At 38.0% G+C, this 13,748-nt stretch carries 14 protein-coding genes; 10 read left to right on the top strand and 4 right to left on the bottom strand.

What is annotated here, in order from left to right; translation table 11 throughout:
• Positions 1-16: 16 nt before the first annotated feature.
• Both K9B36_RS15880 and K9B36_RS15885 read right to left on the bottom strand, forming a co-directional pair.
• The gene (locus K9B36_RS15880; protein WP_223703379.1) at positions 17-217 is read right to left on the bottom strand and encodes a YdiK family protein; all 201 of its coding nucleotides are present in this window, start codon (positions 215-217) and stop codon (positions 17-19) included.
• A gap of 57 nt (positions 218-274) precedes the next feature.
• Positions 275-997, bottom strand: a complete 723-nt coding sequence (locus K9B36_RS15885; protein WP_223703380.1) for a CPBP family intramembrane glutamic endopeptidase — start codon at positions 995-997, stop codon at positions 275-277.
• Between the two features lie 312 nt (positions 998-1,309).
• Here K9B36_RS15885 and groES point away from each other — a divergent pair, with 312 nt between their 5' ends.
• The 6 genes from groES (at position 1,310) to K9B36_RS15915 (ending at position 6,282) form a co-directional block, all read left to right on the top strand.
• A complete protein-coding gene (groES, locus tag K9B36_RS15890; RefSeq protein WP_223703381.1) occupies positions 1,310-1,597 on the top strand; it encodes a co-chaperone GroES in 288 nt (95 codons plus the stop codon).
• Positions 1,598-1,641: 44 nt separating this feature from the next.
• Positions 1,642-3,276: a chaperonin GroEL gene (gene groL, locus K9B36_RS15895; protein ID WP_223703382.1), complete on the top strand. Its 1,635-nt coding sequence runs from the start codon at positions 1,642-1,644 to the stop codon at positions 3,274-3,276.
• Between the two features lie 641 nt (positions 3,277-3,917).
• Positions 3,918-4,241, top strand: a complete 324-nt coding sequence (locus K9B36_RS15900; protein WP_223703383.1) for a hypothetical protein — start codon at positions 3,918-3,920, stop codon at positions 4,239-4,241.
• Positions 4,242-4,475: 234 nt separating this feature from the next.
• Entirely contained in the window at positions 4,476-5,042 is a 567-nt protein-coding gene (locus K9B36_RS15905; RefSeq protein ID WP_223703384.1) for an SF0329 family protein, read from the top strand.
• A gap of 37 nt (positions 5,043-5,079) precedes the next feature.
• Positions 5,080-5,166 (top strand): SEC-C metal-binding domain-containing protein, encoded by an 87-nt coding sequence (locus K9B36_RS17080; protein ID WP_223703417.1) that lies wholly within the window; start codon positions 5,080-5,082, stop codon positions 5,164-5,166.
• A 477-nt stretch (positions 5,167-5,643) separates the two neighbouring features.
• Positions 5,644-6,282 carry a hypothetical protein gene (locus K9B36_RS15915; protein WP_223703385.1) on the top strand — a complete coding sequence of 213 codons (639 nt, stop codon included), beginning with the start codon at positions 5,644-5,646 and terminating at the stop codon, positions 6,280-6,282.
• 350 nt (positions 6,283-6,632) lie between these two features.
• On the opposite strand, the gene K9B36_RS15920 is transcribed toward K9B36_RS15915, so the two are convergent.
• Both K9B36_RS15920 and K9B36_RS15925 read right to left on the bottom strand, forming a co-directional pair.
• Positions 6,633-7,523: a manganese catalase family protein gene (locus tag K9B36_RS15920; RefSeq protein ID WP_223703387.1), complete on the bottom strand. Its 891-nt coding sequence runs from the start codon at positions 7,521-7,523 to the stop codon at positions 6,633-6,635.
• A gap of 173 nt (positions 7,524-7,696) precedes the next feature.
• Complete coding sequence (locus K9B36_RS15925; protein ID WP_223703389.1) at positions 7,697-7,906, bottom strand: YuzF family protein; 210 nt, start codon at positions 7,904-7,906, stop codon at positions 7,697-7,699.
• Between the two features lie 841 nt (positions 7,907-8,747).
• On the opposite strand from K9B36_RS15925, the gene K9B36_RS15930 reads away from it, so the two are divergent.
• The 4 genes from K9B36_RS15930 (at position 8,748) to K9B36_RS15945 (ending at position 13,681) form a co-directional block, all read left to right on the top strand.
• Positions 8,748-10,091, top strand: a complete 1,344-nt coding sequence (locus tag K9B36_RS15930) for a GH1 family beta-glucosidase (RefSeq protein ID WP_223703390.1) — start codon at positions 8,748-8,750, stop codon at positions 10,089-10,091.
• 281 nt (positions 10,092-10,372) lie between these two features.
• Complete coding sequence (locus K9B36_RS15935; RefSeq protein ID WP_223703391.1) at positions 10,373-11,665, top strand: ABC transporter substrate-binding protein; 1,293 nt, start codon at positions 10,373-10,375, stop codon at positions 11,663-11,665.
• A 238-nt stretch (positions 11,666-11,903) separates the two neighbouring features.
• Positions 11,904-12,821, top strand: a complete 918-nt coding sequence (locus K9B36_RS15940) for a carbohydrate ABC transporter permease (RefSeq protein ID WP_223703392.1) — start codon at positions 11,904-11,906, stop codon at positions 12,819-12,821.
• An 11-nt stretch (positions 12,822-12,832) separates the two neighbouring features.
• Entirely contained in the window at positions 12,833-13,681 is an 849-nt protein-coding gene (locus K9B36_RS15945) for a carbohydrate ABC transporter permease (RefSeq protein WP_223703393.1), read from the top strand.
• Positions 13,682-13,748 lie beyond the last annotated feature (67 nt).

Raw genomic sequence — 13,748 nt, forward strand, 5'->3', positions numbered from 1 at the left:
CTATATGGTATGCAGCCTATTTTTTATCTATATTTTTCAGTTTTTTATGAAGCAGGTAAGCACGAATAGCGACTCCAAAGTCAAACGTAGCAATCAGCATAAGTAGAAGGGTTTGCCATTCCCAAATGCTTTCTTCCATCGACGCAATTGCCAAATACAAAAAGAGTAGTCCCATCGTGCCGTAAAAAAAGAACATATTCAATGGTGAAAATCTCATCAGGCTAGTCCTCCAATACTAATCGTTCCAAACAACCATTCTTTCAGAAAATCCTTGTTAAAAGAAATGAATAAAAGCAGAAAGAGCATTTTGCATTTCTTCCATTTGCTTCATCATATCTTCTATTTCATCTTTAAATACGTATTGTACGATCACAACAAAAGAATTCATGGCAACATGTGCAATTATAGGTACAATGATACGGTTCGTTTTTACATAAAGAAAGGCAAAGATTCCACCCATAACGAAATAGATGAGAAGATGCTTAAAATCTTGGTGAACAACCGCAAAAATCAGGGAGCTGATAATCAATCCAACTGCAAAGTTAAACCGTTTATATAGGGATCCGAAAATAATTTTTCTGAAGATAATTTCTTCTAAGATAGGTCCTGCAATGGTAATGGCAAAAATCATAATTGGAGCTGCCATTACAAAGCCCATAATGTCTTGGGTGTTTTGGGAACCTGGTTCAATTCCAAATAATTGATGTTGTATCTGGGCCGCAATAGCTTGCCCGAACAATGCAAGAAAAAAGCCAAGGAAGGACCAAAGAATTGTTTGGGGAATAGAAGCAGTTTCTTTACGAAAATCTCCTTCTTTCCATTCTGCCCTTAAAATCCAAGAAACAATAATCAAACCGATGGTAAAGCTGATGAAGGTCCAATAACCAACAATAAATTCTCTCTCCACACCAAGTGCTAAAAGTATCGGAAATCCGATAAAGCCTGATAGTTGCATTAAAACATACGTTAAAATAACATACCAATACTGTTTGGTCATAATAAACTCCTCTTATGTTAGATATTCGCTTTCGTATTGTACCATATAATCAGTAGCCACTTATAATGATAAGGTGCCCTGTTAGTCCGACCTTACAAAATAATATGTTATTCCTGCGTTTATATACGCTTTTTAGTGAGATAATGAAAAAGGGTTTGATGCACCTTTAGGACAATTATCATGTTTGAAAAAAATTTAGGCAAGATACTTGCAAAAGAAGATAAGATTCATTATTATAATAATTGTGTTAGCACTCGAGAGTATAGAGTGCTAATAAAAAACATTACATATAATTTGGGGAGGTTTATTTTCATGTTAAAGCCATTAGGTGATCGCATTGTTATTGAACTTGTACAGTCAGAAGAAAGAACTGCAAGTGGTATCGTATTACCTGACTCTGCTAAAGAAAAGCCTCAAGAAGGAAAAGTAGTAGCGGTTGGATCAGGTCGTGTATTAGACAGTGGTGAGCGTGTTGCACTTGAAGTTGCAGTAGGCGACGGCGTAATCTTTTCAAAATATGCTGGTACAGAATTAAAGTACGAAGACAAAGAATACTTAATTTTAAAAGAAACAGACGTTTTGGCTGTTGTAGGAAAATAATTTAGATAAAATAAACACAATTTTACAGAGGAGGTCTATCTATTATGGCAAAAGAGATCAAGTTCAGTGAAGAAGCTCGCCGCTCCATGTTACGCGGTGTAGACAAATTGGCGGATGCAGTGAAAGTAACTTTAGGACCAAAAGGACGCAATGTGGTATTAGAGAAAAAGTTTGGTTCTCCATTAATCACAAATGACGGTGTAACGATTGCAAAAGAAATCGAATTAGAAGATGCATTCGAAAACATGGGTGCTAAGCTTGTTGCTGAAGTTGCAAGCAAAACAAACGACGTTGCTGGTGACGGTACAACAACTGCAACAGTTCTTGCGCAAGCAATGATTCGTGAAGGATTAAAAAACGTAACTGCTGGTGCTAACCCAATGGGCATACGTAAAGGTATCGAAAAAGCGGTTGCGGTTGCAATTCAAGAATTAAAAAATATATCTAAGCCAATCGAAGGTAAAGCTTCCATCGCTCAAGTTGCAGCTATCTCTGCAGCAGACGAAGAAGTCGGCCAATTGATTGCAGAAGCAATGGAGCGCGTTGGAAACGACGGCGTTATCACTTTGGAAGAATCCAAAGGGTTCACAACAGAGCTTGAAGTAGTAGAAGGTATGCAATTCGACCGTGGATATGCATCTCCATACATGGTAACTGATTCCGACAAAATGGAAGCAGTATTGGAAAACCCATATGTTCTGATCACAGACAAGAAAATCACCAACATCCAAGAAATCCTTCCAGTTCTTGAGCAAGTGGTACAACAAGGCAAGCCGTTGTTACTAATCGCTGAAGACGTAGAAGGCGAAGCGCTAGCTACATTAGTAGTGAACAAATTACGCGGAACATTCAATGCAGTAGCAGTTAAAGCTCCTGGGTTCGGTGACCGTCGTAAAGCAATGCTTCAAGATATCGCAGTACTAACTGGCGGAGAAGTGATCACAGAAGAACTAGGCTTAGACCTTAAATCTGCGAACATCAGCCAATTAGGACGCGCTGACAAAATCGTTGTAACAAAAGAAAACACGACTGTTGTTAACGGACACGGCAACACTGAGGAGATCCAAGCTCGTGTAGGTCAAATCCGTGCGCAATTAGAAGATACAACTTCTGAATTCGACCGTGAAAAATTACAAGAGCGTCTAGCGAAAATCGCTGGTGGCGTAGCAGTAATCAAAGTTGGAGCGGCAACAGAAACAGAACTAAAAGAGCGCAAACTTCGCATTGAAGATGCTTTAAACTCTACTCGTGCAGCAGTGGAAGAAGGTATCGTAGCTGGTGGTGGTACAGCACTAGTTAATATCTACAACAAAGTGGCTGAAATCCAAGCAGAAGGCGACGAAGCTACTGGTGTGAAAATCGTATTACGTGCTATCGAAGAGCCAGTACGTCAAATCGCACACAATGCAGGATTAGAAGGTTCTGTAATTGTAGAACGTCTGAAAAAAGAAGACGTAGGAATCGGATTCAACGCAGCAACTGGCGAATGGGTAAACATGCTTGACGCTGGTATCGTAGATCCTACTAAAGTAACACGCTATGCACTTCAAAACGCAGCAAGCGTATCTGCAATGTTCCTAACTACTGAAGCTGTAGTAGCTGACCTACCGGAAGAAAACGGTGGCGGAGCTGGAATGCCAGATATGGGCGGCATGGGTGGAATGGGCGGCATGATGTAATAACGAAAAGCGGAAGCGGCTTGTTCAGCCCCGACAAGCATAAGACGATCTAGGAAAGAAGACGCTCTTTGTCTTCATTCCTAGAGTGGCTTATGACCTCGAGGGGCTAGCCGCTGGAGCTAGACAATACATCCCCGAACCCTTGATATGAGTGGGTTTTAAAGTAAGGTGAGAGTAGAATGCTAACATTTTGCTAACATAGAGATAAAGAAAGAAGCTTCTCATAAGTTGAGTAAACTTGTGAGGAGCTTCTTTTTTATTTTGGGTTAAGCGGAGAAATGAAATCTCTTAATTAGCCTAGATGATAATTGAAATTTATATAAGAAAATACTCTAAATCTTTCATTTTTGAAGTTTGACAAGTGAAATGGACCATGAAATTATGTAGACATACAACTTCTCCCAACCTCTAACACTTTTTATTGTGTCAGTACTTTCGCCTCCCCAGCATAATGAAAAACTGTTCAGCTAAACTTCTAATTATCCTTTTCTTCTCCCTTTTCACCAAACAATACTGAATTGCTTACTCATTTACCTATAAAAGATATTATCTACACTAAAAGGTTTGTACTTTAAGGAGGTGATAGATCCTGAACAAGTAAGTTTATTTTTAATTTCGTTCAAAATAAAAGGAGGAATTTGATGGGTCACGATATATCAGGATTCAATAAGGCGAAGGAAGAAGTTGCTTATGCACGATTTAGTAAGTGTAATTATAATGCACTTACTCTGTACGATTTACTTGATGCAAATGATTACTATGCAGGAGTCAGTGGATCGGGTGGTCACTCTGAGTTTTCGGTACCACAAATTGAAAAGGCTTTGGTAGACTATATTGAATTACTTGCTAGAATTGATTCGAAAACAAAAGGCGAAAGTTGGGATCTTAAGCAAATCTCCGAGTTTTTACAAAACTGTTTAGCGACAGCAAAAAAAGAAGGGAGTGTCAGAGTGTATTTTGGATGAAATTTTTAAAGACTGTTTGCTTCTTTACTTCGCTTCTTTAACTATATAACCACATGGTAGTAACTGGGAATTAATATATATCTCCTCGAGCAACAATTAATAAATCCAATCAATGATATAATAAAAGTAAATCACTTTCCAATATGCGGAGGGTTTTAAAAACCAGAACATTGTGTGTTAGTAGAAGCAATAAAATAAATAACTAAAGGAAAAGAAAAAATTAAGGAGAGTTACATGGTCTGGAGCAAATTAAAGCAAAATCTGGAGAGTTTTCTTTGTCCTGCATTATTTGGAAGGGTTGAATATCGGGCAACAAGCTACCGTTATTTACCTGATAAGGCAGGACTTTGTTATATTGCGGTAGATAAAAAGAATGTACTCAATATGAGTGATACTAACTTAATCCGATGGTATCAGACGGAGCTGGAAATTAAGAATGATTCAGCTATCCAAATTCCTATCACCAATGAGGAAATTGAAGCTGTAAGAAAAGAAACCAAAGGGAAAGTTCCGGAGGATCGTCTAAAAGTAATTGCAAGGGGTAGAAAATTATCAGAATATGCAAGGGAGCTTATTTCAGCGCAGTCATCATTAAGCAAATCAAATTTTATCGTTGTAGCTAATAAGTTTTTATCCACTTCTATAGAGGAAAGCATAGAGAGCAATGATATCCTATTGAATATTCTAGCTATAGTGGACAGAAGGGTTGGAAAAAAACGAATTTTAAACATGGCCGAGAAGATAAAGTTAAAGCATCCAATTGTGCAGTATTTCTATGAACTAAGGCTTAGTACGTTATGATAATAAATAACTGATCACCTGAACATCACTTATTACGTTGCGACTAAAATGGGACTTTTGCTACAATGACCCGTGCCGCTGTGGAAGTACGAAGAAGTATAAGAAGTGCTGTATGAATAAATAACGTGCTTCCTCGTGAAATAGTATTTTTTTGAAGATTAGTAGAGCATTGCATTTCATAATGCATAATAGTATTCCCAATTATTATTTTAGGTGGACTAAAATGATAGAATTTAATAAAGATTTCACTGTTTAATAAAGCCTTGCCAATACAAGAATCAAAACCTCTGGACACTAGATGGTCAGAGGTTTTTCTGTTTTTTTATTAATATGACTCCGTTACCTCTGTGCCGAGCATCTCGTTCAGTGGGGCCATGACTCTCGGTGTAATGTTTAGATAATGGATGTGGTTGAACTTTAAGTAGGCCTTGTAAAAGTTCTTCGGTAAAGGAACCCGTTCGGCTTCGTTTCTAAAAAGTACGTTAACCGCGCTCTTAAAATTGATAATCAGGCATTTTTCATGCTGCTAATCGTTTAAGAGGTCCAAGCAGTTTTGGTTTTTTTGCATAAATTGTTGTAGTAAGAATGGAGGTGATTAATTTTGAAAAGAACTAAATATTCTGGTTGTTGTAATAAAACTCCAGTTTGGAAATCAGCAAATAGTAATTGTTCTCCTGTAAGGCGCGGACCCACAAATCCAATATGTCCAATATGCCCAACCGGCCCAAGAGGTCCAGCAGGTCCAGCAGGTCCAGCAGGTCCAGAAGGCCCAGCCGGCTCAACAGGCCCAGCAGGTCCAGCAGGTCCAGAAGGCCCACCAGGTCCAGAAGGAGGAATAGACTTTTTTGGATTTGACCAAAGTGGAGAGGGTGCGGTCTTACCTATTGAAGAAGAAACTACAGTGTTGTCAGTAACTGTAAATGCTGATGCAGACCAATCAGTGAAGGTAGATTCGGTAGCAGAAGTAGATATTATAGTAGGTTTGTCTACTACTTTTCAGTACACAATAGAGTATTCCTTGTATAGAGATGGAGTACTTTTAGCTACTCTCACAGAGAATAACGAAGGAGATAAACCCGCTGGAACTGTACGCTTATTTAGTGAAATTCCAAATTTAACTTGGATTGATACACCGGGAGCAGGTGCGCACACTTATGAGGTCCGATTAACTGTAACAGGAACTAACATATTAACAGCCACTGTAAGTACAAGGTCATTAAATGTATTTTCATTAAATTAAGGTGTAAAGTAACTCACTTCTATGCAGTGATACTCAGACCGTTGAGAAAATCTCGGCAGTCTTTTTTAGCTTATGAAATGTTTATATATTAGGAGGTCTTTCGAAATTTGCTAAACTATTGGAAGGCCCTTTCTCAATATTAGAGGTCATATGTACATAGCTCATCACCGCCGTTTCAACCTTCATAACCACATTAAAAGCGAGTTGCTTGTCCACCAACCCACTTTATACTAATCCTCTTTAATTCCAATCAAGTTTCAAATGAGGATAAATAAAAATAGCGAACAGAGGCTGCTGCCGTTCGCTAAACAAATCCAAATATTAATAGTAGTTTTCCTTCAAAGAATCTATTACATATTTTTCAATAAACGCTTTTTGATTAGTTCATAATCGTCCCTAGTAATACCAGGGGCAAATTCTTCTGGTAGTTCCTCTAAGTCTGGGATCGGCCCGCCTTCTGGGGTACCAATTTTCACTTCAAGCGGCTGGCCACTTTCGGGATTTGTCCCTTTCCAGATCATTCCGATATCCCTGTAATCTGTTTCGCTCCATGTGTATAGCACATTACTTAAGCCTTTTTCTATGAATGGTTTGGCATAATCGAATTTTGAGTTATCAAGATTCGGAACTGGAAGCATCTTCGTCAAGTCTACCCCTGTAGCAATTTCGATTGCTTTTGCATAGGCGAGGACATGTGTTCCTCCACGAACAAGTAAATACCCAATCATGGTTCGAGCAACTGGGTTATCTGTCATCTCATACACTCTCATTTTATGTGTGCGTGCACCAATCTCTAGAAAAAAGTTATGTGTTAAGTCTAAAACCAGATTGCCGCTATTAAAAACATTATCACCAGTCCAAGCTCTTCCCATTGAATCACCGGGTAGAGCCGTTTGAGCTGTAGCAATAAAATGGTAGGTGTTTCTCGCATCCTTCCCATTTTGAAGTGGAGTGATATCGGGATCCCCTGGAAAAGTATTACCGACCGATAACAAATTAATTGCATTAGAAACAAGCTCTACATGGCCAAATTCTTCTGCTGTAATGCTTGCCACTAAATCATAGAAAGGCTTGAGCTTTTTTTTATTTCTGAAGTTAAAAGACTGAAACATATAGTTATTTAAGGTAGACATCTCCCCAAACTTTCCACCCAAGAGCTCTTGTACTGCAGCAGCGGCATTCATATCACCGTGAGCGGGTACTGGAAGTTCGATTTGTAATTTATCTATTCTTTTAAACATTATTTCCCCTCCACTTCCTTTTGTTAAGGCAGTTTTCGGATTGATTATTACTTTTTGTAAGTTAAAACCACCCGTTACAATCGTGCTCTTTTCCTGTTATATTTCGCTCTTGCTTTTTGTGAGTAGAACAGCGAACAGGCTTACAGCAACAATCTTTAAGAAAAGAGCCTTTACTAACCAGGAAAAACCCATATAATTTGCTGGGTTCGAATAAAAAAGGGAGTCCCGTTCGATTCAACAACAATGTGGTCAGGCAATACATTTTTCAAAGAGCCACGAACGCTGCCTCTTATAGTTTGAACAGTTACAGTTTTATCAACAATGGTTGTTAATGTCTGATAAACATAGGGATCATAGAAGCTTAACAGGCTGTTATTTGTCATTTAGATCCTCCTATTCTAAAGTCATACTTCCTGATTATATGATTCTCGATATGAAAACAGACTAAAAATTATTGTTTAAATTGATACCTTCATGACCTGAGGACTCCCTCCCCTCAAATCTTGATAAATATACGGAGAGTTCTTCAAGATTGGGTCAAGGGACCTGTCCCTATAACCGTCTGCCCTGAATAATTGTGGCGGTCTATTTTTCCCCCATTTAGGTCAAAAGTGCTCGTGATCATGAGGATTATAGCTAATATAATCTGGTTAGAGACTAATTTTGAGTCAAAATTCGATAGCTGGGCAAATTTTTAAGTCAATTTGACAAGATTTGTGGTTTCATCTAACACATTTAAAAGTCCATCTAATAAATTTCCGAATGTATCTAACAACTCCTGAAATTCATCTACATTTCCAAAGTTAACAAACTCCCCAGGCTACAACAAACTACACAATAGCAACAATCAATGAGAAAAAAGCCTTCTCTAAAGAATTGAAGGTTGAATCCATGCCAAAGATTTATTGAATCTAATAGGGGTAATGTGACCTTAGCTTATCGACACAATTTTTGACAAAAAAATGATTGCGTTTTCATAAATATAGGCTTATAATGAATTTACGAAAGCGGTTTCATTATTAAGGAACCTAAATTATAAGTTTTTAGCAGCAATACAACTAAAGGCAAGGACTTCGATAGGAATAGTTCAAAAAAGGCCTAAAAGCTTATATTATATTTTTTTAACAGTTACGAAAGCGGTTTAGTAAACCTTATATTTTTTGTATATTACGAAAGCGGTTTAGTTTAAATAATATTGTGTTAGATTATGAGAGGAGTCACATCATGGCTATTATACAATTTCCAAAAGATATGAAGTGGGGGGTTGCGACAGCTTCCTATCAAATTGAAGGTGCTGTAAAGGAAGGTGGAAGAGGACTTTCTATTTGGGATACATTTTCTAAAACACCAGGTAAGGTCGTAAATGGTGATAATGGGGATGTAGCTTGTGACAGCTACCATAGGTACGATGAGGACGTAGAAATAATGAACGATCTTGGTGTCGATTATTATCGTTTCTCTGTTGCGTGGCCAAGAATTCTTCCAAATGGTACTGGAGAAGTAAATCAAGAGGGGTTAAATTACTATCACAATTTAGTAGATCGTTTACTAGAAAAAGGTATTGAACCAATGTGTACCCTTTATCACTGGGACTTGCCACAGGCGCTGCAAGATAAAGGTGGTTGGGATAACAGGGAAACGATTGATGCATTTGTAGAGTATGCAGAGGTAATGTTCAAAGAGTTTGAGGGAAAAATAAAAAATTGGATTACATTCAATGAACCGTGGTGTGTTTCATTTTTATCAAATTATATCGGTGCACATGCCCCTGGTCACAGAGACCTTCAATTGGCGTTGAATGTAGCTCACCATTTACATGTAGCACATGGTAAAACGGTCATTCGGTATAGAGAATTAGGATTAGAAGGGAAAATTGGATACGCTCCCAATGTAGAGTGGAATGAACCGTTTAGCGAAAGACAGGAAGATATTGACGCATGTAACCGTGCAAATGCATTTTTCATTGATTGGTTCTTTGATCCAGTATTCAAAGGATCTTATCCACAATATATGGTTGATTGGTTTGCGGCAAAAGGTGCTACTTTAAATATTCAAGATGGTGATATGGAAATAATTAATCAACCAATCGATCTGCTTGGTATTAATTACTACACAGGTAGTGTTGGAAGATTCAAAGAAAATGAAGGTTTGTTTGACCATGAAAGAGTGGATACAGGCTATCAAAAGACGGATATAGGCTGGAACATTTACCCTGAAGGATTTTATAAAGTGTTAACCTATATAAGTAAAACATATGGGGATGTGCCAATTTACATTACCGAAAATGGTTCATGCTACAACGATGAGCCTTTGAATGGAAAGGTCAAAGATAGTAAACGTACAGATTACTTGAGACAGCATTTAGTATCCTTAAACCGTGCAATGGAGAATGGAGTAAACATTAAAGGTTACTTAACTTGGTCCTTATTAGATAACTTTGAGTGGGCAGAAGGATACTCTATGCGTTTCGGAATTGTTCATGTTGACTACCGCACGCTCGAACGTACAAAAAAGGATAGCTTCTACTGGTATAAACAGACGATTACAAATAATTTCTTTGAAGTTTAAGCTCTGACTCAGTGTGTTTGCTCGGAGTGTCAACTCACATCATAGAAAGAAAGTTGACGCTTCGATATTTTACTATGTATTACAAAGCGCTTAAAATTTCTTTCTGTTTAAAGTAAGCGCTTACGAGACAGGTGTACCAAGTTCGAGAAGTCACCACCACATTTTAATCTTGCCTGTTTGTATCCTAATCTTTTGAGGGGGTGAGGAAGTAGAGCGGTAATTAGACTTACTTGTCATTGAAGTTTTTCAATAAAATTAAATTTTCCAGGGGGGAAAACAAAATGAAAAAGTTTTGGAAACTTGCAGCAACATCAGCCTTAGCTGTGTCTTTATTAGCAGCTTGTAATAATAATGCCGGTAGTAATGACGCAGGTGATGATTCATCTAGTGAAAAAATCGGCAGCGGTGACGTTGAATTAGTATTTTGGGAGTTTGGGAATACGGGATACGATAAATTAATTGAAGAATATGTAGAGGACAATCCACATGTTTCTATTAATCTTCAAAACAGTGATATGAATGACTTACATGACAATCTATTTACATCTATTTCTGCAGGTTCTGGTGCACCAGATATTACGATGATTGAAGAAGCGCAAATTGAGAGATATCGTAACGCGGAGCACGCGTTTGCAAACCTTTTTGATTATGGTGCAGCTGATATTTCAGGCAACTATCTTGATTGGGTATGGCAAAATGGGGAAAATGCAGATGGAAACTTTTTATTCGGATTACCAACTGATATCGGTCCAACTGTAATGTTCTATCGTACAGATGTATTTGAAGAAGCAGGCTTTGACTCCTCACCAGAAGCTGTTTCCGAGTTAATCTCTACTTGGGAAGACTTCGAAAATGTAGCGATAGAAATTAAAGAAAAAACGGGTAAGTTAATGACTGATTCTGGGGAGCTTGTTTACAATGCAAGACGTGACCAAGCAACTCAACAGTACTTCAATACAGACGATGAGTTAATTATGGATGAGCACAATCAAATTAAAGACGCGTTTAACTATGTAGCGGATTTATTTGAACAAGATCTAGTAGGGGATATTCCTTTATGGACTCCAGAATGGTTTGGAGGTATGGGTGAAGGAACATATGCAACAATGCTAGCTCCAGCGTGGATGCAAGGTGTTATTAAAGACAACTCTCCTGAAGAAGGTGTTTGGTCTATTACAACAATGCCAGAAGGCGCAGGTAACTGGGGTGGATCTTACTTAGCGGTTCCAGCTGAGTCTGAAAATGCAGAAGAAGCTTATAAATTTATCTCTTGGTTAACAGCTCCTGAGCAGCAATTAAAAGCATTCTTAGGTTACGGTTTATTCCCATCTGCACCGGCTGTATATGAGATGCCTGAGTTTATGGAATACGAAGATGCATACTTCGGTGGAATTGCAACTGCACAAATTTTCTCTGAAGCGGCACAACAAGTAGAGCCAGTTTACAAAGGTAGATTATACTACCCGGTAGATGATGAAATGAAACAAGCACTTGATAACGTTTCTGCTGATGCTGATCGTGAACAAGAGTGGAAAGAAGCACTTGAAAGAATTCAACTTATTCTAGACAGATAGGTTATAGTTCATAGGGTATGGCAGCTGCTTGTCATACCCTATAAAAAAATAATCTTGTTGGTCGGATTAAAAAGATTGTTTCGAGAGTGGCTTCTATCACTTCCATTCCTCTAGGTGTCAGGGAGTTGATATAGGACATTCTCGAAAACCAACAAGAGGTTTCCAACATTTTTTTATTAAGCTCTTTTCGTAAAGATGCGAAAACAGCCATTTATTATTTCTTTAAGGGGGATTAAAGGTGGATACAACTAAAAAGGGTAACCGTTTATCCGAGAAAAAGCGTACAGCTTTATCAGCATATTTTTTTATCTCACCATTCTTCATCCTATTTGCTATTTTTGGGCTGTTCCCAATGATATTTAGTTTCTATTTATCTTTCTTCCGCTGGGATGGCTTAAATGCGATGGAGTTTAATGGTTTGAAAAACTTTTCCTTTATATTTAACGATCCTGTGTTCTTCTCTTCCATTGTAAACACATTTCTTATTGGAATTATGGGGACCGTACCTCAAATCGTTGCGGCATTATTGATCGCCTTTGCTTTAAACTCAGCATTAATACGTTTTCGTAATACCTTTCGCACATTGGTGTTTTTACCGTATATTACTTCCATCGTATCTGTAGCAATTATATTTGGACTTATTTTTAATAATCAACCATTTGGATTTGCTAACTATTTTTTAAGTTTCTTTGATATTGAGCCTATTCGTTGGAATGCTGAAGATTGGCCAGTTAAAATCGCCATTGCGACAATGGTCTTTTGGAGATGGGTAGGATACAACACAATTATCTTCTTAGCTGGTATGCAGAGTATTCCAAAAGAGTTATATGAAGCAGCAAAAATTGATGGGGCAACAGTCGGGCAGCAAATTCGCCTTATCACTTTACCAATGTTAAAGCCGATTACGATGTTCGTCGTGTTCACAGCAACAATCGGAAGCTTGCAACTATTCACTGAACCGTTAATTTTCTTAGGAAGAGGCTTACGTGAAGAAGGTATTACAATGGTTGCATACCTTTGGAGAGACGCGTTTGTGTATAACTCCTTCGGAACAGCATCCGCAGCAGCAATTGTTTTATTCTTTATCATTATCACGTTAACTGCAATTAACTTGCTAATTACAAATCAACTTGGACGTTCGAAAAAAATTAGCTAGGGGGGACTAAAATGGCAGGGAAAAGAGAAGTAGGAGAAGGGAAATTCTCACCTAAAAAATTATTAGTATATGTAAGCTTAATCATTGGTTCTTTAGTTTCCCTCTTTCCGTTTTACTATATGTTCGTAATGGCTACCCGATTAAATAGGGAGATTAACCAAGTGCCGCCTCCGTTTATTCCAGGAAAGCATTTGGTAGAAAACTTTCAGAAAGTGTTAAGCAGTATCGATTTTTTTGGAGCAATGTGGAACTCCTTCTTTGTAGCAACGACTGTAACGTTAGGGACACTATTTTTAAGCTCTCTAGCTGGTTATGCCTTCGCGAAGCTTGATTTTAAAGGGAAAAGTATTTTATTTGGGATGATTTTAGTAACGATGATGGTCCCACCACAGTTAGGTTTAATTCCGCAATATTATATCATTACAACGTTAGGTTGGTTGAATGATTTTAAAGCGATAATTATCCCTGGTTTAATCAACGCATTCGGTATCTTTTGGATGAGACAATATATAAAAGATGGTGTACCTTATGAAATTATCGAAGCGGCAAAAATCGATGGTTGTTCTAACTTCCGTATCTATTGGAATATTGTTGTACCAATGATTTTGCCAGCATTCGCGACGTTAGGAATTATCGTCTTCATGGCAGTCTGGAACGACTTCTTATGGCCGCTGGTCGTGTTAAGAGATCCATCTATGCATACATTACAAGTTGCGTTACGCGCGCTAAACGATGCTCGTCTAATGGATTATGGTATGATTATGTCCGGAACGTTCTGGGCGACCGTACCGTTGCTAATTGTCTTCTTATTGTTCAACCGTTTATTTATTCAAAGCCTATCTGAAGGTGCAGTTAAGTAATACGGTGCTTTATGGAAAAGGTTACATTAGAAGAAATGAGACGATATAATAAAGAAATCTAGAATCT

Origin of the sequence: Sutcliffiella deserti, assembly GCF_020037475.1 — a bacterium.
Classification (GTDB): Bacteria; Bacillota; Bacilli; order Bacillales; family Bacillaceae_I; genus Sutcliffiella_A; species Sutcliffiella_A deserti.

Excerpts from the sequence above, each read along its gene's own strand:
- K9B36_RS15880 (WP_223703379.1), bottom strand. The coding sequence starts at position 217 with ATGAGATTTTCACCATTGAATATGTTCTTTTTTTACGGCACGATGGGA.
- K9B36_RS15885 (WP_223703380.1), bottom strand. The coding sequence starts at position 997 with ATGACCAAACAGTATTGGTATGTTATTTTAACGTATGTTTTAATGCAA.
- groES (WP_223703381.1), top strand. The coding sequence starts at position 1,310 with ATGTTAAAGCCATTAGGTGATCGCATTGTTATTGAACTTGTACAGTCA.
- groL (WP_223703382.1), top strand. The coding sequence starts at position 1,642 with ATGGCAAAAGAGATCAAGTTCAGTGAAGAAGCTCGCCGCTCCATGTTA.
- K9B36_RS15900 (WP_223703383.1), top strand. The coding sequence starts at position 3,918 with ATGGGTCACGATATATCAGGATTCAATAAGGCGAAGGAAGAAGTTGCT.
- K9B36_RS15905 (WP_223703384.1), top strand. The coding sequence starts at position 4,476 with ATGGTCTGGAGCAAATTAAAGCAAAATCTGGAGAGTTTTCTTTGTCCT.
- K9B36_RS15920 (WP_223703387.1), bottom strand. The coding sequence starts at position 7,523 with ATGTTTAAAAGAATAGATAAATTACAAATCGAACTTCCAGTACCCGCT.
- K9B36_RS15925 (WP_223703389.1), bottom strand. The coding sequence starts at position 7,906 with ATGACAAATAACAGCCTGTTAAGCTTCTATGATCCCTATGTTTATCAG.
- K9B36_RS15930 (WP_223703390.1), top strand. The coding sequence starts at position 8,748 with ATGGCTATTATACAATTTCCAAAAGATATGAAGTGGGGGGTTGCGACA.
- K9B36_RS15935 (WP_223703391.1), top strand. The coding sequence starts at position 10,373 with ATGAAAAAGTTTTGGAAACTTGCAGCAACATCAGCCTTAGCTGTGTCT.
- K9B36_RS15945 (WP_223703393.1), top strand. The coding sequence starts at position 12,833 with ATGGCAGGGAAAAGAGAAGTAGGAGAAGGGAAATTCTCACCTAAAAAA.